Below are 18,906 nucleotides of genomic sequence, written 5' to 3'. Positions count from 1 at the left end.
CATTTTTCACTTTTTTATAATTACATAAGGATAGGGTGATTTTAATGGAGACAACTTTTTTAATGGTGAAACCAGATGGTGTGCAGCGCAATTTAATTGGAGATATTGTTGCACGATTTGAGCAAAAGGGATTTAAATTAGTCGGAGCTAAATTAATGACAATATCTTCTGATTTAGCTGAAACACACTATAGTGAGCATAAGGAACGCCCATTTTTCGGAGAACTGGTTGATTTTATTACTTCTGGACCAGTATTTGCAATGGTGTGGGAAGGTGAAAATGTCGTAGCTTCAGCACGAACAATGATGGGGAAAACAAATCCATCTGAAGCACTTCCAGGCACAATCCGGGGAGACTACGGTATTAGCGTTGGAAAGAACATCATTCACGGTTCTGACTCTTTAGAAAGCGCTTCAAGAGAAATTGGGCTCTTTTTTGATGAGAAGGAATTGAATTCTTACGACAAAAAAACTGAAGCTTGGATTTATTAAAGTGAAAGTGTTACCGAAAACCTCCGTTAAAAGCGGAGGTTTTTGCGTAAGAAGAGCAGAGGAGGATAATGAATTGAAAGACGACTATGATTTGATGAAATTAAAAGTGCATCAATCTCTTAAACTGAATTTAAGTCTATATAAAGAGGCTCAGATGAAACGCCGTATTACAACTTTAAGAGATAAACATAAATTTACAAGCTATGTAGATTATTTTGCGGCTTGTCAGAGGGACTCTAAATTGCTGGAGGAGTTCACTGAAAAATTAACGATTAATGTCTCTGAATTTTACCGTAATCCTAACCGCTGGGATGTTTTACAGAAAAAAATAATTCCCGAATTAATAAAAAATAAAAGAAAGATATCCATATGGAGTGCAGCATGTTCAACAGGTGAAGAGCCTTATAGTCTTGCAATGATGTTAGAAGAGTATTTTCCGGCCCTAAACTATCAGATCCGTGCTACAGACTTCGATCAGGCAGTCTTAATGGCGGCAAAGCAGGGAAATTATCAGGAGCGCTCTTTAAAAGAACTGCCAGCTGCATTAAAAAAGAAATACTTCACATCGCAGGGCACCATATTTCAGGTCAGCCCGTCCTTAAGAAAGCATATTCGTTTTGAGCGGCATAATTTATTAGAAGATTCTTATCCAAAAGATGTTGATTTAATCGTCTGCAGAAATGTATTAATCTATTTTACGGATGAAGCTAAGAATACTATATTCCAAAATTTTAATAAGGCATTAGCTAAAGATGGCTGCCTGTTTGTCGGCAGTACAGAACAGATATTTAATGCAGAACGCTATGGCTTTTATCTGGAAGACAGCTTTTTTTATCGAAAACAATAAATTTACACTACCCGAAATGCATGATTATATGATATAGTAATTAGAAAACTTTCAACTATTTAAATGGGTAAAGTATATTCGATATTATCAAAAAAATATGACATGTTATTTTTAGTAAAAAAAGGTTTGATGTCAGCAGACTATACTTACTCAATTTTAATAGCTTCATAAGGTAAAGGAGAATGTGTAGTGCGTTACTTAACAGCTGGAGAGTCACATGGAAAACAATTAACGACAATTATCGAGGGCCTGCCCTCACAGATGGAATTAAAAGCAGAAGATATTAATGAGAGCCTGCGCAGAAGACAAGGCGGGCACGGCAGAGGGAAGAGAATGCAAATCGAGAAGGATACAGTGGATATTACAAGCGGTGTTCGTCACGGATACACACTTGGATCTCCTGTTTCTCTTGTCATACATAATGATGATTTTAAGCATTGGACCGATATTATGGGTGAGGATCCTTTAGAAGAAGGAGCCAAGCTGCGCAGAGTGGTCACAAAACCTCGTCCGGGGCATGCTGATTTAAATGGCGGCCTTAAATACGGACACCGGGATATGCGAAATGTTTTAGAGCGTTCCTCTGCAAGAGAAACCGGTGCCAGAGTTGCAGCAGGCGCAGTGGCTAAATCTCTTTTAGAGCAGTTAGGAATTTACGTCACAGGATATGTAAAAGAAATTGCAGGTATCCGTGCAGAAGAAAAAAATAATTTAACCGCGAAAGAACGTGCCGAAATTTCCGGGAATTCTCCTGTAATGGTATTAGACTCAAATGTGGAACAGCCAATGATTGAAGCAATCGATGAAGCAAAAAGCATTGGTGATTCTATCGGCGGCGTCTGTGAGGTTTATGTAGAAGGACTCCCGGCCGGAATCGGTTCGTATGTCCATTATGACAGAAAGCTGGACAGCAAGATTGCAGCTAGTGTAATCAGCATCAACGCATTCAAAGGAGTAGAATTTGGAATAGGTTTTGAAGCTGCCCGTTTAAATGGCAGTGAAGTACATGACGAAATTGCCTGGAATGAAGCGGATGGATACTACCGGACAACGAATCGTCTTGGCGGCTTTGAAGGCGGAATGACAACGGGGATGCCCATTGTTGTACGAGGTGTCATGAAACCTATTCCTACCTTGATGAAGCGTCCATTGCAAAGTGTGGATATAGAAACAAAAGAGCCTTTCAAAGCAACTGTAGAAAGATCAGATGCTTGTGCAGTTCCTGCTGCTTCTGTAGTTATGGAGCATGTTGTCGCTTTTGAAGTTGCAAAAGCCGTCACAGAACAATTTTCAAGTGACCGTTTCCCGCAGTTAAAACAGGCAATTGATCAATACCGGGAAGAAATCAGGTGCTTCTAAATGAAACAGCTGACAATCCAGTCCAGCCAGCGTAACTATCCGATTGTGATGGAAGCTGGATTACGGTTTCATATAAAAAAGTGGCTAAACAAAAAATACAGCTCTATTTTGATTATAACGGACGATAAGATAGCTGATAAATACCTGCAGGATGTTGCAGACAGCCTGGAAGACGAGCATATCTATTCCTATATTGTCCCTTCCGGAGAAGCTTCTAAAAGTATAAAGCAATATTATACATTGCAGACTAAGGCAATCGAGAGTGGTTTAGATCGTAAATCGCTTATCATTGCTTTAGGCGGCGGTGTGATAGGCGACTTGGGAGGATTCGTTGCAGCGACCTTTATGCGCGGAATCGACTATATTCAAATGCCGACAACTATTTTGGCACATGACAGCAGCGTCGGGGGAAAGGTAGCTATTAATCATGAATCAGGAAAAAATTTAATTGGCTGTTTCTACCCACCGGCCGCTGTTTTATATGATACGGAAACACTGAAATCTTTACCTTATCGCGAAATCCGGAGCGGCTATGCTGAAATTTTAAAAGAAGGACTTATTTCGGATATTGATTTGTCAGAAGAATTATTGGCTCTTTCTTTAAATCAGGTCTCTTCTGATCAATTGGAAAATCACTTAGAGGCCGGTATAAAAGTAAAAGCAAATATTGTGGAAGAAGACGAAAAAGAGTCTGGCGTGCGTAAATATTTAAACCTTGGACATACGCTGGGACACGCGCTGGAGGCTACACTCGGTTACGGAAAGATAACACATGGAGAAGCTGTAGCAAACGGTATGTTATTTGCTCTTCATGTGAGTGAAGATGTATCAGGAGAAGAACTCCCTTTTCATAAGCTGTACAATTGGATGAAAATAAATGAATATCCTGTTATCGACATAGAAGAAAAAAATATTGCCAAGCTTATTAAAAGTATGAAGTCGGATAAAAAGTCCGTGTCAGGCCACATTCAAATGGTGTTATTAAATAAAGTTGGGGAGCCGACTGTCGAAAACTTAGATGATTCCTCTGTGGAGGCTTATATCAAAACGTATATAGAGAGGATGAACAAGCTATGACAAGAGGCGTACGGGGTGCTACCACCGTAGAAAAGAATGAATCCAGTGAAATCATTGAGCATACCAGAACATTGGTACTGGAAATGGCAGAGAAGAATAATATTAAACCGGAAGACGTGTCCCATGCTTTTATTTCCGTAACAAAAGATATAGACGCAGCTTTTCCGGCAAAAGCATTACGTGAAATTCATGGATGGAAATATGTCCCTGTTATGTGTATGCAGGAAATAGCTGTTCCCGGCAGCCTGCCTAAGTGTATTCGAATTATGATGGTTGTTAATACCGATAAACAGCAGACAGAGGTGGAGCATACTTTTCAGAGGGAAGCAGTAAAGCTTCGTCCAGACCTTTTAGACGATGTTCAAAAAGACCAACAAAAATGACACTTCGAATTTCTACGTTGGCTTGCTTTTCCGTTACTCACGTATCTAAAAAATACGCTGCGTTACTCAAAGCTACGCCGCCTTGAACTTCTTGGTCCTTTTTATCGGACTTTTTGAACGCTCATTTTTAGAAAGAAAGGATAGTTAAGCAATGAGAAGTAAAGAAGTATTAAAACAGCTCAGTCCATATAAACAAGGGAAGCAGACAAAGGATATTCAAAAGGAATTCGGACTTGATTATATTGTTAAATTAGCATCTAATGAGAATCCTTATGGTTTTTCAGATAAAGTAAAAGAATTGTTTCTGACAAATGAACCTGCATTTCATATTTATCCGGACGGCTATACATCTGAACTTCGCTATTTAATCAGTGAAAAATTAAATGTGAGTCCGGAATCGCTTATTTTCGGGAGCGGTTCGGAAGAAATTATTCAGATGCTGTGCCGTTCTTATCTTACTATAGGAGATCAGGTTGTCATGGCAACACCTACATTTCCGCAATATAAGCATTATGCTTTAATTGAAGGTGCAGAGATTATCGAGCATCCGGTAAATGAAGATGGCAGTCACTCGCTTGATAAGATGCTTGGTTCTGTGCAGGATAATACAAAAATCATCTGGATCTGTACACCTAATAACCCGACGGGAACTGCTCTTTCTAAAGAAGAACTGGAAAACTTTTTAAGCAAATGCCCTTCAGATGTTTTAGTCGTTTTAGACGAAGCATATTTTGAATTTTTACAGCCTGAAAAGGATATAAATGCTCTGGGATTGTTGAAGAAATATCCCAATCTGATTGTTTTACGTACATTTTCAAAAGCATACGGCCTGGCAGGTCTCAGAATTGGCTATGGAGTAGCAGATCCTTTAATCGTGGAAACCTTGGATAAAGTCCGCGGTCCGTTTAATACCACATCTGCAGCACAGCAGGCAGCGGTTATCGCTTTTTTAGACCAGGATTTTATTCAGCATACGTATCAGGAAAATAAAAAAGTTTTAAAGCAGTTTCAAGCTTTTTTAAATTCCATTGGCTGGGATTATTATGAATCAGAAGCAAATTTCCTGCTCGTGAAAACACCAAAAAGCGGAATGGATGCTTTTGATTATTTAATCAAAAACGGTTTTATTGTGCGCCCCGGAGAACTGTTGGGAATTCCTGATACTATTCGTGTCACAATTGGAAAAGCAGAAGATATGAAGGTAATGGAGAACGTTTTAAGAGAATATCAAGAACAATTAAATTAGGTTAGGTGAACGTATGGAAAAGCAACAGGTATTAATAGCAGGGCTCGGCCTTATCGGCGGGTCCATTGCTAAAGCAATCAAAAAAGAGTCCGAACATTACATAATTGGTTTTGACATAAGCGAAAATACACTTCATTTTGCTTTGAATCACGGTATCATTGATGAAGCTTCCACAAATTTTGATGAGGCGGCATTGAAGGCGGATATTATTATTATTTCGGCGCCGATTTCAGAGACGATACAGCTTATTTCACAGCTTAACAGTCTTCCTTTCACGAAGGAGGTCATTGTCTCTGATACAGCATCCGTAAAAGGTTCTGTGCTTATCGCTGCTAATGATTTAACAAATAAATCGATTCGCTTTATTGGCGGGCATCCGATGGCGGGCTCCCACAAGAAAGGAATTGAAGCAGCCAAAGCACATTTATTTGAGAATGCTATCTATGTCCTGTCCCCGCTTGATAATGCAATAGAGAAAAATGTAGATAAGTTGAGAGCGGTTTTATCTGCAACGAAAAGTAATTTCGTTGTATTGCAGTCAGATGAACATGACGAGATGACCGGAGTTATTTCGCACTTTCCACACTTGATTGCATCATCCCTTGTCCATCAGGCGAGAAAATGGGAGAAGAAGCACGCCTTTCTTCCAAAGCTTGCAGCAGGCGGGTTCCGGGATATTACCCGGATTGCCTCCAGTAACCCTGTTATGTGGCAGGATATTTTTTACCATAATCAATCGAAAATGTCGGCTATGCTTGCAGATTGGATTATTGAGATGGAGCACTTAAAAAAACTGCTTGAAGATAATGAAAGAGAAGAAGTCATTACCTACTTAAACAGCGCCAAAAATTACAGAGATGGTTTAAATGAAGGCGATCGCGGTGCAATACCTGCATTTTATGATGTATATGTTGACATTCCAGATCAGCCCGGCGCTATCGCTGAGGTTGCACTCATTTTGGCAAATGCGTCATTAAGTATTAAAAACATCGAAATTCTGGAAGTCCGGGAAGGGATTACAGGTGCACTGCGCTTAAGCTTCTACACAAAAGAAGCTCAGGTTGCAGGTCAAAAGGTATTAAAACAGCGCGGATTTGAAACAATGATTCAATCTTAATAACAAGGAGGCGAAGACAGTGTCACGAGTTCAATTTGAATATACTTCACCAAGATTGAAAGGAGAAGTGATTGTCCCTGGAGATAAGTCGATATCACATCGCTCTATCATTTTTGGCAGTATTTCACATGGGATTACAAAAGTAACGAACTTCCTTGATGGAGAGGATTGTCTCAGAACCATTGATGCTTTTCGGGAGATGGGCGTCCAGATTGAAAAAGAAGGAAATTCTGTACTAGTTCATGGCAACGGACTGGAAGGACTTAAAAAACCAGTAAAAGCATTAGATTTCGGGAATTCAGGTACAACAACGAGGTTAATGCTTGGTCTCCTGTCCGGACTGCCATTTGAAACAAATATATTTGGGGACGCATCCCTTACGAAGCGTCCAATGGACCGGGTTACTGCGCCATTAAGAGAAATGGGAGCAGTGATTGAAGGAGAAGAAGGAGGAAAATATCTTCCGATCACAGTTCATGGCGGTGCATTAAAAGGAATTACCTATCGTCTCCCTGTGAAGAGTGCTCAAGTGAAATCTGCTGTTTTATTAGCTGGTTTGCTTGCCGAAGGAGAAACTGTTGTACAAGAGGATACAGAAACAAGAAATCACACTGAGGTTATGCTTCAAGCTTTTGGAGCGGATTTAAAGCAAAAGGAAGAAGGCATCGCCATTACAAATAAAGGTGATTTGCAAGCGTGTGATGTGGAAGTACCCGGCGATATTTCATCTGCCGCTTTCTTCTTAGCTGCCGGGGCTATCGTACCGGAAAGTATCATTACATTAAAAAATGTTGGTTTAAATGAGTCCCGTACTGGTATTTTAGATGTGTTGGAGCAAATGGGAGCAGCAATTACAATTTCCAACGAACGTATCACAGGCGGCGAAAAAATTGGTGATTTGACTATTAAACATACTGCCTTAAAAGGTACGACGATAGAAGGAGATGTTATCCCGCGCCTTATTGATGAAATTCCGATACTTGCTTTGCTGGCCACACAGGCAGATGGAAAAACAGTGATTAAGGATGCCGAAGAACTGAAGGTAAAGGAAACAGACCGTATTGAAGCAGTCTGTCAAAACCTGCAGGCGCTTGGAGCGAATATAATACCAACGGAAGATGGAATGGTAATTGAAGGGCCGACAAAGCTGACAGGAGGCACCATCTCCTCTTATATGGACCACCGGATTGCAATGATGGGTGTTATTTCTGCGCTTATATCAGAAGGACCGGTAGAAATGGATGAAAAAGACAGTATCAACATATCCTATCCGACATTTTTCGATAATCTGGAAGAAATTTTGCAGTGAAAACGAGTTTTATTACTAGTTCTTCACTCAACTTTCGCGCCTGAGAGTAAGTTATACCTTACCATACCAGGATAAGCATGTTCTTTATTATCCTGCTTGCATTTTGTCACCTTTTTATTGAAATGCAGATTGTATATAGCGCCGCTCCGACCAACCACTCCGCTTTCCATGGGGACGGCTTCAGCTAACTTGAAAAGAAACCCGCTTTTCAAGTGGATCTTCAGCTCGCCCTGTTCCCATAGGAGTCTGCGTGGTTGGTCTGCGCTCAATTAGGCTTCTACAACAAAAGAAAGAAATCATATCCTGATGGAGTTGGATAAAATAATCGCTTTTGCTTGATGAAAAGATCATTTTAATGTTTTAAATGGTTGTTTTGGCAATTTAAATGATGACACATTATAGATAGTAAATATCGGGAATAAATTTCATGAACAGAAGGTAATCGTGACAGGTACTTTTATATGTATCTTGAAAAATAAGTTCTTTATTGGACTAATTTCTATTTGCTCAGTTGTATTAAACAGTTTAGAACTCCTTTCTAGCGGAGGCGGACCGTTTTGACTCCTGAGGGATTAGCACCATCTGAAGATCCACTTTTGCCAAGTGATCTTCTTGGCAAAAGTTAGCTGAAGAGCGTGCCCCTAGGAAAGCAAAACGGTCCGCCGCAGCGGTGGCCTTACACTTTACCTTCTTTCTGGATAGAGTATATGCTTTGTCAAGTGATAGTATCTGTCTCTACGATAAGAAAGTTATTTTTCAAAGTGCGAAAGTTGAGTTCTTTAAATGAAAACAGTTTATATCTTTCATTTCATATATATTATTTTTGGCTACAGTTCTTGTTATTTGAACTGTAGCTGTCTTTTTTGTATGATAAGTTGGAAGCACAAGAAACACAAAAGAGAGAGGGGTTCTTTTAGATGAACACCATTCAACAAGCAATAGAATTAGCTGAAAAAAATGAAACAGAAAAAGCATTGGCATTATTAAGCGACTATCAAAAAAATGCTGATGACGATTCTTTGTTTCAAATAGCTGAACTTTACCTGCAATGGGGATTTTTGATCGAGTCAAGAACCATTCTCGAACAATTGATTGAAAGATATCCTGAAGAAACGGCGTTAAAGCTCACGCTATCTGATATTTTTATCGAATCAGAAGAAGATGAGCTGGCGATTACGATATTAAATGAAATTCCAGAAGGTGACGAGGGTTATGTGCAAGCCTTAATCCAGCTGGCTGATCTATATCAGGCTCAAGGGTTATTTGAAGTTTCCGAGCAAAAGCTGCTGGAAGCAAAGCATATCGATCCGCAAGAGCGTGTTATAGATTTTGCCCTGGGAGAGTTATTCTTCTCTATCGGCGAGTACGTAAAGGCAATTAATTACTATGAGCGTGTCTATGCGAAAACAAAAGAAATAGGGCATGTTTCTATTGAAGACCGGTTGGGAGAAGCCTATGCTGCTGCCGGTGAATATGAGAAAGCACTTGAATTTTACAAAGAGGAAGAAGAGCCGGACCCTGATAAACTGTTTAGGCACGGAATTACTGCACACCAGGCATCCCGCGATGACATTGCTATGAAAGCATGGGAACACGTATTGGAAATTGATCAGGACTATTATGCTGCTTATACACAGCTGGCTAACGTGTATAAAGAGCAGGGCATGCTCGAGGAAGCTTATAAGACAGTCCAGCAAGGTTTAGAAAGAGACTCCTATCAAAAAGAACTCTTTTTCCTTGCTTCAGATATCGCACATCAATTAGGAAAGAATGATGAAAGTGAAGAACATGTCAGACAAGCAATTGCGTTGGAACCGGATTATAAAGAAGCAGTATTGTTTTTGATTGAATTACTAAAAGAAAAAGAAGCATTTGATGAGATTATTGAATTGATTCAGAGCATTAAAAACACTGGCGCAGAGGATGCTCTCTATGATTGGGAGCTTGCTAAAGCAAATGTGGAAATAGAATCGTTTGATGAGGCATTAAATAGTTACCAGCAAGCATATACTAGTTTACAACACGACAGTGACTTTTTAAAAGAGTATGGCTATTTCCTGACAGAAGAAGGAAGAATACAAGAAGCCATTCCAATCCTGAAAGCTTATCTTGACCAGCAGCCTATTGATGAGGATGTGCGTGAGCATGTAGAACGCTTAGAACAGGATTTAATGTAACGGAATAACCTGCTTCAGAGAGGGGAGAGTGGAATGCTATCGTCTGTAACTGCAAAAGATAAGAAAAAATTCATCCAGTGGTTTTTAAATCATTATCGCTTGAAAAAAAGAGAAAGCGTGTGGATACTTAATTACTTAGTGAACCATATGGATATTTTAGAACACGTGCATTTTGTAAGAGATGTGAAGTATTGTCCAAGAGGAGTAATGATTTCAAGTCGCTGTTCAGATAAAATCCCATTTCGTTTTTACAAAAATCACCTGGTAACTACAGATGCTGAGAAAACCTTTCATGATATCCGTTTGAACAAACAAGAATCTTTATTTATCCAGCTGAATTTTCACCAGGCAAACCAAAGCGCCTATTACGCTGCTGTACTGGAAGAAAATCCATTCTTGCCAGACGATTATTATGTGACAAAGGATGATAAACAGACAACTGTTGATTTATTGGATCGGCTTTTGGTCAATCAGAAACAGGAACAACTGCGTGAGGAGATTGACCTGGCTCTGGACGCTGGAAATCAAACAAAATTTTTGGAGTTAACAAAGGAATTGGAAAAACTGATGAATAAATCATAAGCTTCTATAATGGAAGGTTATCGCTGATTGATAAAATTACAACCGTTAAGTAAAACGGTTGTAATTGTAATAGAAGAGGGAGAGAAAGTTCCATATTCGATAAAAAAGCAGTCATTAATTGGCTGCTTTTGTTTTTTTTAATGTATTATGGGAAGCTTTTACCCCGGTTAGGAACGCTCTTATTGAATCTGTTGCTCGATTAAATAGTTGATTTCTTTCCGTTCTTGTTTAGTATAGGAAAACTGCTGCTCCAAAGCTTCCAGATATTCCCCGGATTTTTTTAGCTCGATAACGCTTTCTTTCATATAAGATTTGTAATGGTCATTTACTTTTTGGATTTCCTCAGTAAATTTTTCATCTGTCCCGGGGGTAACGGTTTCTTTATATAAATCAATTATTTCTTCCCCTTCTCTAGCCGGGAAAAATTCATGGGGGTCAGTACTGTCAAACATACAAAAATCCAAAGCTGGAACTAATACCATATCAATACTATTGGGATCGAAACTGCAATGATGAATTTCCGTATCATAACCATATGCAATACAAGCACTTGCCACTTTTTTCATAAATGTTGACTTGCCGGTTCCTGCACGCCCTTTTACATAAAAAACACGTGAAAGTTTTTCGGTAATATGGGGGACAACATTGACAGGACCATCCACGGTTGTAGTGCCAAAAAAGCGATGGTACTCGTAACCTTCTCGATTTTTCTTCGGTTGCTCATGTAAGACGCTTTGAATAAACGAATCGGCAATTGCATCAGCTTTTTTAAAATCCATTTCTCTAATATAGATCTCTTCCAGACCATCATGTATGCGCAACCCTGTTTGCAAATGTTTATATGCATTTTCTGTGTGATGGATGAATTTTTCCTCCAGCTCAGCATTTTTAACCGGGGTGTCTTGTGTGTATTGTCTTAAATCCAGTTCAGTTACCTCACTCATATCATTTGGCACAATGGAGTGGTTTAAAATAGCGAAGCCCTTTTCACGAATAACAACACCATCTAAATAACGTTCACCTAATGCACTTTTTAACACTTCTACTTCACAGGCAGATTCATATTTTGTGATTATATCTTTTAAAATTTTTGTTTTTACCGTCTGGGAAGGGTGGTTTAAACTAATGACTTGCTGTAGATGATTTATATTAGAAGGCAGTAAATTCATAAATCCTTCCGCTGTATTTGCTGTTACATAATAATAATTTCTCAAAGAGACACTTCCTTTTTGATTTAAAATTTTGGTTTGGTGAAGGACCTTTATTTAATTAATTTATGCCCAATTCTTATTTTAGTGAATGTATCTAATTAGAAAAGGGTGCTTTGTACTTTTCTTTCAAAGCTATGTGAATTTCAAATCCTTTCTAAAAACAATGTATGAGATCAGATTTAGTTCTTTCAGGGAAGATAAAAAATTGTTACAATATAGGAAAGTATTTGAAGTATATATTTTCACCTAAGGGAGGACTATTTATGAAATGGACAAGTGTTGACTTGCAGAAATACGATCAGGCAAAGGAGTACATAGATACAGTAATTGTACCGTTAGCACCTTTCCAAATTGGTATCTTGGAAGCGTCCGCCAAAAATGCAGATCAGTATGATATTTTAACGCTTTTTTCCAGAGAGCTGGAAAAAGAACTGATGGGCAGAATAATGCTGGCACCGACTTATACATATATAGCTGCAGCAGAGAAATCAGAAGAAGTAAAGAGGTTAAACGGCTGGACAAATCATTTTAAAAAACAGCCTTTTAAACAAGTGCTCTATATCAGCTTTGATCCATCCTGGCGAAAAATAGCTAGTGATTTAGAAGGTGAATTTATCTGGCTTCCGACTGCTTCTTTAAAGGATGCTGATCCGGCAGCAGTGAAAGGGATAATAAGAGACCAGACCATGCAGACTGTAGAATTGATTAAATCATTTTGGTAAATCAGTCATAATGAAGCGGCGGGAGTATTCATGACGAAATTATCATCATTATCAAAACATTTGTCGTTAACCATTGGATATATATTGACCGAACCAATAGTTTACGCTATCATTATTATTGTCCTAGTAATCTGATTTATTTTTAGTAATGTCCGTGATTATTTGAAAAAAGAGGGGGGAAAAAAATGAGTGATGAAAAACGGCAAGTATCCCGTAGACAGTTTTTGAATTACACGCTTACGGGTGTAGGCGGCTTTATGGCTGCCGGTTTGTTAATATCACCTGTCCGGATGGCAATCGATCCTGTGCTGAAGCATGATGAAGGCGGTGACTTTGCAAATGCCGGTATAGCAATTGATGATATCACTGCTGATCCGCAGCGCATTGACTGGACCATTGATCAGGTTGATGGATGGTACGAGTCAGAAGTAACTCGCTCTGCCTGGGTATATCGAAATGACGATGATGAAATTGTAGCCTTTTCCCCAATTTGTAAACATTTAGGCTGTGTTGTTTCATGGGAAGGAAATGACGACTATCCAGATCAATATTATTGTCCTTGTCATGACGGCCGTTACTACAAGAATGGAGTAAATGTTCCTGGAACGCCGCCATTGCAACCGCTTGATGTTTATGAACAGGAAGAAAGGGATGGCATGTTATTCCTGGGTAAAATCCAACCACATGAGGAGGCGTAAAAACAATGTTACAAAAGATTTATGATTGGATCGATGATCGCATTGATATTACGCCGATTTGGCGGGATATTGCCGATCATGAGGTCCCTGAACACGTTAATCCGGCACATCATTTTTCAGCATTTGTATACTGCTTTGGCGGATTAACATTCTTTGTTGTAGTAATCCAAATTCTTTCTGGTATGTTTTTGACAATGTACTATGTACCAGATATTGAAAACGCCTGGCAGTCTGTATATTATTTACAGACAGAGGTAGCACATGCACAAATTGTACGCGGTATGCATCACTGGGGCGCAAGTGTCGTTATCGTAATGCTATTATTACATACTTTACGGGTATTTTTCCAAGGGGCATATAAGAAACCTCGTGAGCTTAACTGGATGGTAGGAGTTCTTATCTTCTTTGTTATGCTGGGTCTTGGTTTTACAGGTTATCTGCTTCCATGGGATAACAAAGCATACTTTGCAACTCAGGTTGGATTAGAAATTGCTGAACAGGTGCCATTTATCGGAGAAGCATTGAAAACGCTTCTGGCCGGAGATGCCACCATTGTTGGTGCACAAACTCTGACAAGATTCTTTGCAATCCATGTCTTCTTCTTACCAGGGGCATTGTTTGCGTTATTGGCAGTTCACTTTATCTTAATCCGCAGACAAGGTATTTCCGGACCACTATAAAAAGGAGGGCAACTAATGCATAAGGGTAAAGGTATGAAATTCGTTGGCGATTCCCGGATCTCAGCGAATAAAACATCAAAAATACCAAAAGATTATTCTGAATATCCTGGTAGAACAGAAGCGTTTTGGCCTAACTTTTTATTAAAAGAATGGTTGGCTGGGGCAGTTTTCCTTGTCGGATTTTTATGCCTGGTGCTGGCTCATCCATCTCCTCTCGAAGGAATGGCTGATCCGACTGATGCGGCATATATCCCTCTACCAGACTGGTACTTCTTATTCTTGTATGAATTATTAAAGTATCAATTTGCAAGTGGTAATTGGATAATTATTGGAATTCTAGTTATTCCGGGAATTGCATTTGGATCATTAATACTTGCTCCATTTTTGGACAATGGTCCAGGACGTCGTCCGCGTCAACGCCCGGTTGCAGTGGGTATGATGCTTTTAGCACTTGTTTCCTGCATTTGGCTGACATACACTTCTGCAGAGCATGTTGACTGGGAAACACGTGCTGAACAAAATAAACCGATTCCTCCCGGTGAATCGGTTGTTGACCAGGGTCATCCTGGTTATGCAGCCTATGAAAACAGCTGTTTAAGCTGTCATGGCGGGGAATTAGAAGGTGGAGCTGGTCCTACATTAATAGGAACAGAACACACAAAAGAAGAAATAATGGACATTGCTGTAAACGGTACAGGTGCTATGCCTGCTGACCAGTTCCAGGGATCTGATGAAGAACTGGAACAATTAGCTGACTTTATCATCGAAACCAATGAAGCAGCAGCAGAGTAAGTAAGAATAAACAGAAGCACCTTTGACCACAATAAGGCAAAGGTGCTTTCTCTATACTTTAGAATAATTATGAAGGAAAACCTGAGGAGATAAACATGTTATCATACATATTGCAAGATAAAAAATTTCTAATTATACTTTTCATCATTAATTTCCTTGGCACCATTTACGGATATTACTGGTATGTATGGCAGCTGGAAATAACCCCGCCAATATTTATCCCGTTTGTACCAGATAGCCCGACAGCCAGCCTGTTCTTCACCATTTTTTTATTGTTTTTTATATTTGGTAAAAATATTCCGTACATAGAGGCATTGGGAATTGTATCTTTATTTAAATATGGCATTTGGGCTGTCGTTATGAATTTATTAACATTGGCAGTTGCCGGAGATATCGGCCCGGCAGGCTATATGCTGATTGCCTCCCATTTAGGCATGGCGATCCAAGGCTTACTCTATGCACCGTTTTATAAAATAAAACTGCGGCATTTAACGGTTGCAGGTATTGTTGTATTACATAATGATATTATTGACTATGTCTTTGAACAGATGCCTATTTATGGGGATTTAACAAAATATATGAATGAAATTGGTTACTTTACATTCTGGTTAAGTGTATTTTCTATCCTTCTTGCTTATTACTTAACGATTTATAGAAAGAATCAAAATATAAATAACCATTGATTCATGTTGAAATTTCTTCCTTCACAAAGAAGCTGACCGTCATACCCATTCACTTCTGGACATAAACTTAAACTATACACTAAAAGATCAGAGGTGATCTCTATGGGTGAGAAACTGCTTCGTGTGATGACAATCGGAATCCTAGGGATGTTTTGCCATGTTCATGTTATTCAAGCAGCCTCTATTTCGCCAACGGATATATATCAGAATAGTTTAGTGCCATCTCCCTTTATTTTAGGAGTTATTATTGTAGGCGGTTGCATAATTGTTACATTATCTTATGTAAGTTGGAAAAAATACAAAGGAGAGCAGGCAGGTAATAAGTCGGTTCGTAAAAACGACAAATCAGTTGACTAAAATTAAAATACTGACTAAAATTGACCTTAAGATACAGTAATGGGGGAATTGAGAAATGGTCGCTTACTTGATTTATTTTATTTTATTAATGATTGTACCAATGATTGCATCAGGCAAAGTAAAAAGCACGTATACGAAGTACTCTAAAAAACAAACATCTTCGGGCATGACCGGCGCGGATGTCGCCAGAAAAATTTTGGATGACAATGGTTTACATGATGTACAGATTGGAATGGTAAAAGGGGAATTAACAGACCATTACGATCCTCGTAAAAAGCAAGTGAACCTTTCTGAAAACAATTATCGCGGAAGATCGATGGCATCATCGGCAGTTGCTGCTCATGAAGTCGGCCATGCAATTCAGGATCAGGAAGATTACGCATTCTTACGTTTCAGAACTGCCTTAGTTCCAGTAGCAAACTTCGGGTCCAACATTTCCATGTTCTTAATTATTGCAGGTATAATTATGAGTTCAACAAATATGCTGCTTTTTGGAATTATCTTCTTCGCAGCTGCAGTACTTTTCCAGCTGGTTACACTTCCTGTTGAATTTGATGCTTCGAACCGGGCAATGACACAGCTGGTCTCTACCGGAATTATCCGCAACGATGAAGAACGGGAAACCAAAAAAGTATTAAACGCCGCGGCAATGACATACGTTGCTGCAGCATTAGTAGCCGTTGCAGAGCTTATCCGCTTTATTCTTATCTTTGCAGCAAATAGAGATTAATATTAAAAAGATGATTCAAATTGAGTCATCTTTTTTTCTTGGANTAAATATAATGTAGAAGTTTATGAGAAGTCTATGGTTAAGAATGTAAAAGGATTATATGCAGATAATGTCATATGGATTAATAAAAATTATTTAACCACCTCTGCAGACAAAGCTTCCGTTTTAGCAGAAGAATTAGGCCACTACCACACTACTGTCGGGGATATAATAGATCAGTCCAAAATTGTTAATCGGAAACAAGAGCTGCGGGCCAGATCCTGGGCTTATGAAAAGACGATTCCTATAGCAAAAATTATAGAGGCGCATCGTTTAAATTTGAGAAATAAGTATGAATTGGCTAATTATCTAGAGGTTACGGAGGCGTTTTTAGAGGCTGCTTTGCAGAGGTATAGGGAGAAGTATGGGCTGTCTGTTTGTTTTGATAATTATACTGTTTGTTTTGATCCCTTGGGGGTAATTGAGTGGTTTGATTATAGGAGACATTAAGAATAAATTGTTAACCCAACTAAATTTCTTATTAACTCAACTTTCGCACACTAAAAAGTAACTTCCTATCTATAGGAACAGGGGTTGATCATTTCTTCTATATATCTGTTGACAAAGATAGAAAGTAAAGTGTAAGGCCACCGCTACGGCGGACCGTTTTGCTTTCCTAGGGGCACGCTCTTCAGCTAACTTTTGCCAAGAAGATCACTTGGCAAAAGTGGATCTTCAGATGGTGCTAATCCCTCAGGAGTCAAAACGGTCCGCCTCCGCTGGCAGGATATTCTATACTGAAATAACTGAATAAATAAAAGGTAGATCCGACAGTACAAACTTTCGTGTTGCATGATAAAAAATGCTCAGCAATCCTTATTTTTGATGCATGAAAGCTATTCTCGATATGAATTATTCATACTGTCATGATTTGAACTGTTAAAAACCATTTGAAACACCAGCATGATTGTTTATTTAGGCTAAAACGATGATTTCATCTAACTTCATCAGGATATTATTTCTTCCATGCGCTGTAGAATCCTATTAGAGCGCAGGCCAACCACGTAGACTCCTATGGGAACAGGGCGAGCTGAAGATCCACTTGAAAAGCGGGTTTCTTTTCAAGTTAGCTGAAGCCGTCCCCATGGAAAGCGGAGTGGTTGGCCGGAGCGGAAGCTATACACAATAACCTGTTCAAAAAATAAAAAGATGAGTAGCAAGCATGATAATTGAAACCATGTACATCCTGGAACAGTAAGGTTTATATGTTTATTCTCAGATGCGAAAGTTGAGTTAGAAACAATTAAAATAATTCAAAAAGAGAATACTGATTATGACTGCAGTAAAATTATTAGAGATATAATGAAAAGAGCTTAAGTGATGCCTTGAGCTCTTTTCACAGTGTTAATCATTTAACGGTTTTTTATTTTCATCCAGTGTGAAGCCTTCTCCCATAACCTCATGAACGGTCGTCAGGGAGACAAATGCAGAAGGATCCGCCTGGTTAATAATATTCTTCATCCGCACAATCTCATTCCGCGCCACCACACAATAAAGAACATTTCTTTTCTCTTTGGAAAAGCTTCCCTGACCATTTAGAATAGTCACACCGCGATCCATTTTTTTCATAATCTGATCCGCGATTTCTTCACTGTGATCGGAGATGATAAAAGCTCCCTTTGCAGCATATGCACCTTCCTGAATAAAATCAATCACTCTTGCACCAATAAATACTGCCACCAGTGTATACATTCCTTGGGCCAAATTTAAAAAAGTAAAGATGGAAGTTAAAATAACGAGAAAGTCAAACGCGAACATAGCCCGTCCCATGCTCCAGGAAGTGTATTTATTGATAATGCGGGCTATAATATCCACACCGCCTGTTGTACCGCCAAAGCGGAATATGATCCCTAATCCTACACCGATAAATACCCCTGCAAATAAAGCAACAAGTGTCATATCATGCTCTAGTCCGATAGGGATTTGGTACATTTGAAAAATCCACAGAAAAAGAGAAACAGATAAGGTTCCAACCATGGTATAGATAAATGCATTCTTCCCTAGTATTTTCCAGCCAATAAAGAATACCGGGATATTTAGTACAATATTCGTTACTGCCGGATCCAAGTTCCATAAGAAGAAAAGTAACAGCGTAATCCCTGTAAAGCCCCCTTCTCCAAGGTTATGCTGCATATTAAAATGTACGAGACCAAAGGAAAATATGGCTGCTCCCAATAAAATAAATACGATATTTTTAACCCGAATGTTCAATTTGCGATTCCTCCTTATGTACAGATGGAAAGATACTCTGAAAATAAAGCTTAAAAAGTCTATTTAGTCCCAAGTATTTACAATCTGATTTCAACCAATATCTATTATAGACAATTTAAAATGAAGTAACAATCCACATACCGTACCAATTAGTTGTCAAAACCCATGCTTTTAGCTAACATTAGAGAAGAGAAA

The 18,906-nt window shown here is 38.9% G+C and carries 20 protein-coding genes; 18 read left to right on the top strand and 2 right to left on the bottom strand.

Features of this window, described 5'->3' with window-relative positions:
* Positions 1 to 44: 44 nt before the first annotated feature.
* The 10 genes from ndk to BN1068_RS11640 all read left to right on the top strand — a co-directional run bounded on the left by ndk (position 45) and on the right by BN1068_RS11640 (position 10,588).
* Positions 45 to 491 (top strand): nucleoside-diphosphate kinase, encoded by a 447-nt coding sequence (ndk, locus tag BN1068_RS11690; RefSeq protein WP_077603035.1) that lies wholly within the window; start codon positions 45 to 47, stop codon positions 489 to 491.
* Between the two features lie 73 nt (positions 492 to 564).
* The gene (locus BN1068_RS11685; protein ID WP_077603034.1) at positions 565 to 1,338 is read left to right on the top strand and encodes a CheR family methyltransferase; all 774 of its coding nucleotides are present in this window, start codon (positions 565 to 567) and stop codon (positions 1,336 to 1,338) included.
* Between the two features lie 189 nt (positions 1,339 to 1,527).
* On the top strand, positions 1,528 to 2,697 hold the full coding sequence (gene aroC, locus BN1068_RS11680) for a chorismate synthase (RefSeq protein WP_077603033.1): 1,170 nt from the start codon (positions 1,528 to 1,530) through the stop codon (positions 2,695 to 2,697).
* The gene (aroB, locus tag BN1068_RS11675; protein ID WP_077603032.1) at positions 2,698 to 3,774 is read left to right on the top strand and encodes a 3-dehydroquinate synthase; all 1,077 of its coding nucleotides are present in this window, start codon (positions 2,698 to 2,700) and stop codon (positions 3,772 to 3,774) included.
* Complete coding sequence (gene aroH, locus BN1068_RS11670) at positions 3,771 to 4,157, top strand: chorismate mutase (protein WP_077603031.1); 387 nt, start codon at positions 3,771 to 3,773, stop codon at positions 4,155 to 4,157. The genes aroB and aroH overlap by 4 nt, the downstream gene beginning before the upstream one ends.
* A 151-nt stretch (positions 4,158 to 4,308) precedes the next feature.
* Positions 4,309 to 5,403, top strand: a complete 1,095-nt coding sequence (gene hisC / locus BN1068_RS11665; protein ID WP_077603030.1) for a histidinol-phosphate transaminase — start codon at positions 4,309 to 4,311, stop codon at positions 5,401 to 5,403.
* A gap of 13 nt (positions 5,404 to 5,416) precedes the next feature.
* Entirely contained in the window at positions 5,417 to 6,520 is a 1,104-nt protein-coding gene (locus BN1068_RS11660; protein ID WP_077603029.1) for a prephenate dehydrogenase, read from the top strand.
* A 19-nt stretch (positions 6,521 to 6,539) separates the two neighbouring features.
* Entirely contained in the window at positions 6,540 to 7,829 is a 1,290-nt protein-coding gene (gene aroA, locus BN1068_RS11655; protein ID WP_077603028.1) for a 3-phosphoshikimate 1-carboxyvinyltransferase, read from the top strand.
* A gap of 917 nt (positions 7,830 to 8,746) precedes the next feature.
* Positions 8,747 to 10,006 (top strand): tetratricopeptide repeat protein, encoded by a 1,260-nt coding sequence (locus tag BN1068_RS11645; protein ID WP_077603026.1) that lies wholly within the window; start codon positions 8,747 to 8,749, stop codon positions 10,004 to 10,006.
* Between the two features lie 33 nt (positions 10,007 to 10,039).
* Complete coding sequence (locus tag BN1068_RS11640) at positions 10,040 to 10,588, top strand: ReoY family proteolytic degradation factor (RefSeq protein ID WP_077603025.1); 549 nt, start codon at positions 10,040 to 10,042, stop codon at positions 10,586 to 10,588.
* 179 nt (positions 10,589 to 10,767) lie between these two features.
* On the opposite strand, the gene BN1068_RS11635 is transcribed toward BN1068_RS11640, so the two are convergent.
* On the bottom strand, positions 10,768 to 11,802 hold the full coding sequence (locus BN1068_RS11635; RefSeq protein WP_077603024.1) for a hypothetical protein: 1,035 nt from the start codon (positions 11,800 to 11,802) through the stop codon (positions 10,768 to 10,770).
* A 260-nt stretch (positions 11,803 to 12,062) separates the two neighbouring features.
* On the opposite strand from BN1068_RS11635, the gene BN1068_RS11630 reads away from it, so the two are divergent.
* The 8 genes from BN1068_RS11630 to BN1068_RS11595 all read left to right on the top strand — a co-directional run bounded on the left by BN1068_RS11630 (position 12,063) and on the right by BN1068_RS11595 (position 16,950).
* Positions 12,063 to 12,521: a DUF2487 family protein gene (locus BN1068_RS11630; protein ID WP_077603023.1), complete on the top strand. Its 459-nt coding sequence runs from the start codon at positions 12,063 to 12,065 to the stop codon at positions 12,519 to 12,521.
* Positions 12,522 to 12,706: 185 nt separating this feature from the next.
* A complete protein-coding gene (locus BN1068_RS11625; protein ID WP_077603022.1) occupies positions 12,707 to 13,219 on the top strand; it encodes a QcrA and Rieske domain-containing protein in 513 nt (170 codons plus the stop codon).
* Positions 13,220 to 13,224: 5 nt separating this feature from the next.
* Positions 13,225 to 13,899 carry a menaquinol-cytochrome c reductase cytochrome b subunit gene (qcrB, locus tag BN1068_RS11620; RefSeq protein WP_077603021.1) on the top strand — a complete coding sequence of 225 codons (675 nt, stop codon included), beginning with the start codon at positions 13,225 to 13,227 and terminating at the stop codon, positions 13,897 to 13,899.
* A gap of 15 nt (positions 13,900 to 13,914) precedes the next feature.
* On the top strand, positions 13,915 to 14,691 hold the full coding sequence (locus BN1068_RS11615; RefSeq protein ID WP_077603020.1) for a menaquinol-cytochrome c reductase cytochrome b/c subunit: 777 nt from the start codon (positions 13,915 to 13,917) through the stop codon (positions 14,689 to 14,691).
* Positions 14,692 to 14,786: 95 nt separating this feature from the next.
* Positions 14,787 to 15,374, top strand: a complete 588-nt coding sequence (locus BN1068_RS11610) for a lipoprotein heptaprenylglyceryl N-acetyltransferase LhaT (RefSeq protein WP_077603019.1) — start codon at positions 14,787 to 14,789, stop codon at positions 15,372 to 15,374.
* Between the two features lie 102 nt (positions 15,375 to 15,476).
* The gene (locus tag BN1068_RS11605) at positions 15,477 to 15,731 is read left to right on the top strand and encodes a sporulation protein YpjB (protein WP_077603018.1); all 255 of its coding nucleotides are present in this window, start codon (positions 15,477 to 15,479) and stop codon (positions 15,729 to 15,731) included.
* 55 nt (positions 15,732 to 15,786) lie between these two features.
* Entirely contained in the window at positions 15,787 to 16,461 is a 675-nt protein-coding gene (locus BN1068_RS11600; protein WP_077603017.1) for a zinc metallopeptidase, read from the top strand.
* Positions 16,462 to 16,488: 27 nt separating this feature from the next.
* Complete coding sequence (locus BN1068_RS11595) at positions 16,489 to 16,950, top strand: ImmA/IrrE family metallo-endopeptidase (RefSeq protein ID WP_368483291.1); 462 nt, start codon at positions 16,489 to 16,491, stop codon at positions 16,948 to 16,950.
* 894 nt (positions 16,951 to 17,844) lie between these two features.
* Here BN1068_RS11595 and BN1068_RS11590 read toward each other — a convergent pair.
* Entirely contained in the window at positions 17,845 to 18,711 is an 867-nt protein-coding gene (locus BN1068_RS11590; protein ID WP_254846765.1) for a YitT family protein, read from the bottom strand.
* Positions 18,712 to 18,906 lie beyond the last annotated feature (195 nt).

The organism is Oceanobacillus sojae (assembly GCF_900162665.1).
GTDB lineage: Bacteria > Bacillota > Bacilli > Bacillales > Amphibacillaceae > Oceanobacillus > Oceanobacillus sojae_A.
Note: the sequence above shows the minus strand (reverse complement) of the source record. Positions and strands in the feature narration are given on the sequence as shown.

Coding starts and splice junctions, on each gene's coding strand:
- ndk (WP_077603035.1), top strand. CDS start 45: ATGGAGACAACTTTTTTAATGGTGAAACCAGATGGTGTGCAGCGCAAT.
- aroB (WP_077603032.1), top strand. CDS start 2,698: ATGAAACAGCTGACAATCCAGTCCAGCCAGCGTAACTATCCGATTGTG.
- aroH (WP_077603031.1), top strand. CDS start 3,771: ATGACAAGAGGCGTACGGGGTGCTACCACCGTAGAAAAGAATGAATCC.
- hisC (WP_077603030.1), top strand. CDS start 4,309: ATGAGAAGTAAAGAAGTATTAAAACAGCTCAGTCCATATAAACAAGGG.
- BN1068_RS11660 (WP_077603029.1), top strand. CDS start 5,417: ATGGAAAAGCAACAGGTATTAATAGCAGGGCTCGGCCTTATCGGCGGG.
- BN1068_RS11645 (WP_077603026.1), top strand. CDS start 8,747: ATGAACACCATTCAACAAGCAATAGAATTAGCTGAAAAAAATGAAACA.
- BN1068_RS11640 (WP_077603025.1), top strand. CDS start 10,040: ATGCTATCGTCTGTAACTGCAAAAGATAAGAAAAAATTCATCCAGTGG.
- BN1068_RS11630 (WP_077603023.1), top strand. CDS start 12,063: ATGAAATGGACAAGTGTTGACTTGCAGAAATACGATCAGGCAAAGGAG.
- BN1068_RS11625 (WP_077603022.1), top strand. CDS start 12,707: ATGAGTGATGAAAAACGGCAAGTATCCCGTAGACAGTTTTTGAATTAC.
- qcrB (WP_077603021.1), top strand. CDS start 13,225: ATGTTACAAAAGATTTATGATTGGATCGATGATCGCATTGATATTACG.
- BN1068_RS11615 (WP_077603020.1), top strand. CDS start 13,915: ATGCATAAGGGTAAAGGTATGAAATTCGTTGGCGATTCCCGGATCTCA.
- BN1068_RS11610 (WP_077603019.1), top strand. CDS start 14,787: ATGTTATCATACATATTGCAAGATAAAAAATTTCTAATTATACTTTTC.
- BN1068_RS11605 (WP_077603018.1), top strand. CDS start 15,477: ATGGGTGAGAAACTGCTTCGTGTGATGACAATCGGAATCCTAGGGATG.
- BN1068_RS11600 (WP_077603017.1), top strand. CDS start 15,787: ATGGTCGCTTACTTGATTTATTTTATTTTATTAATGATTGTACCAATG.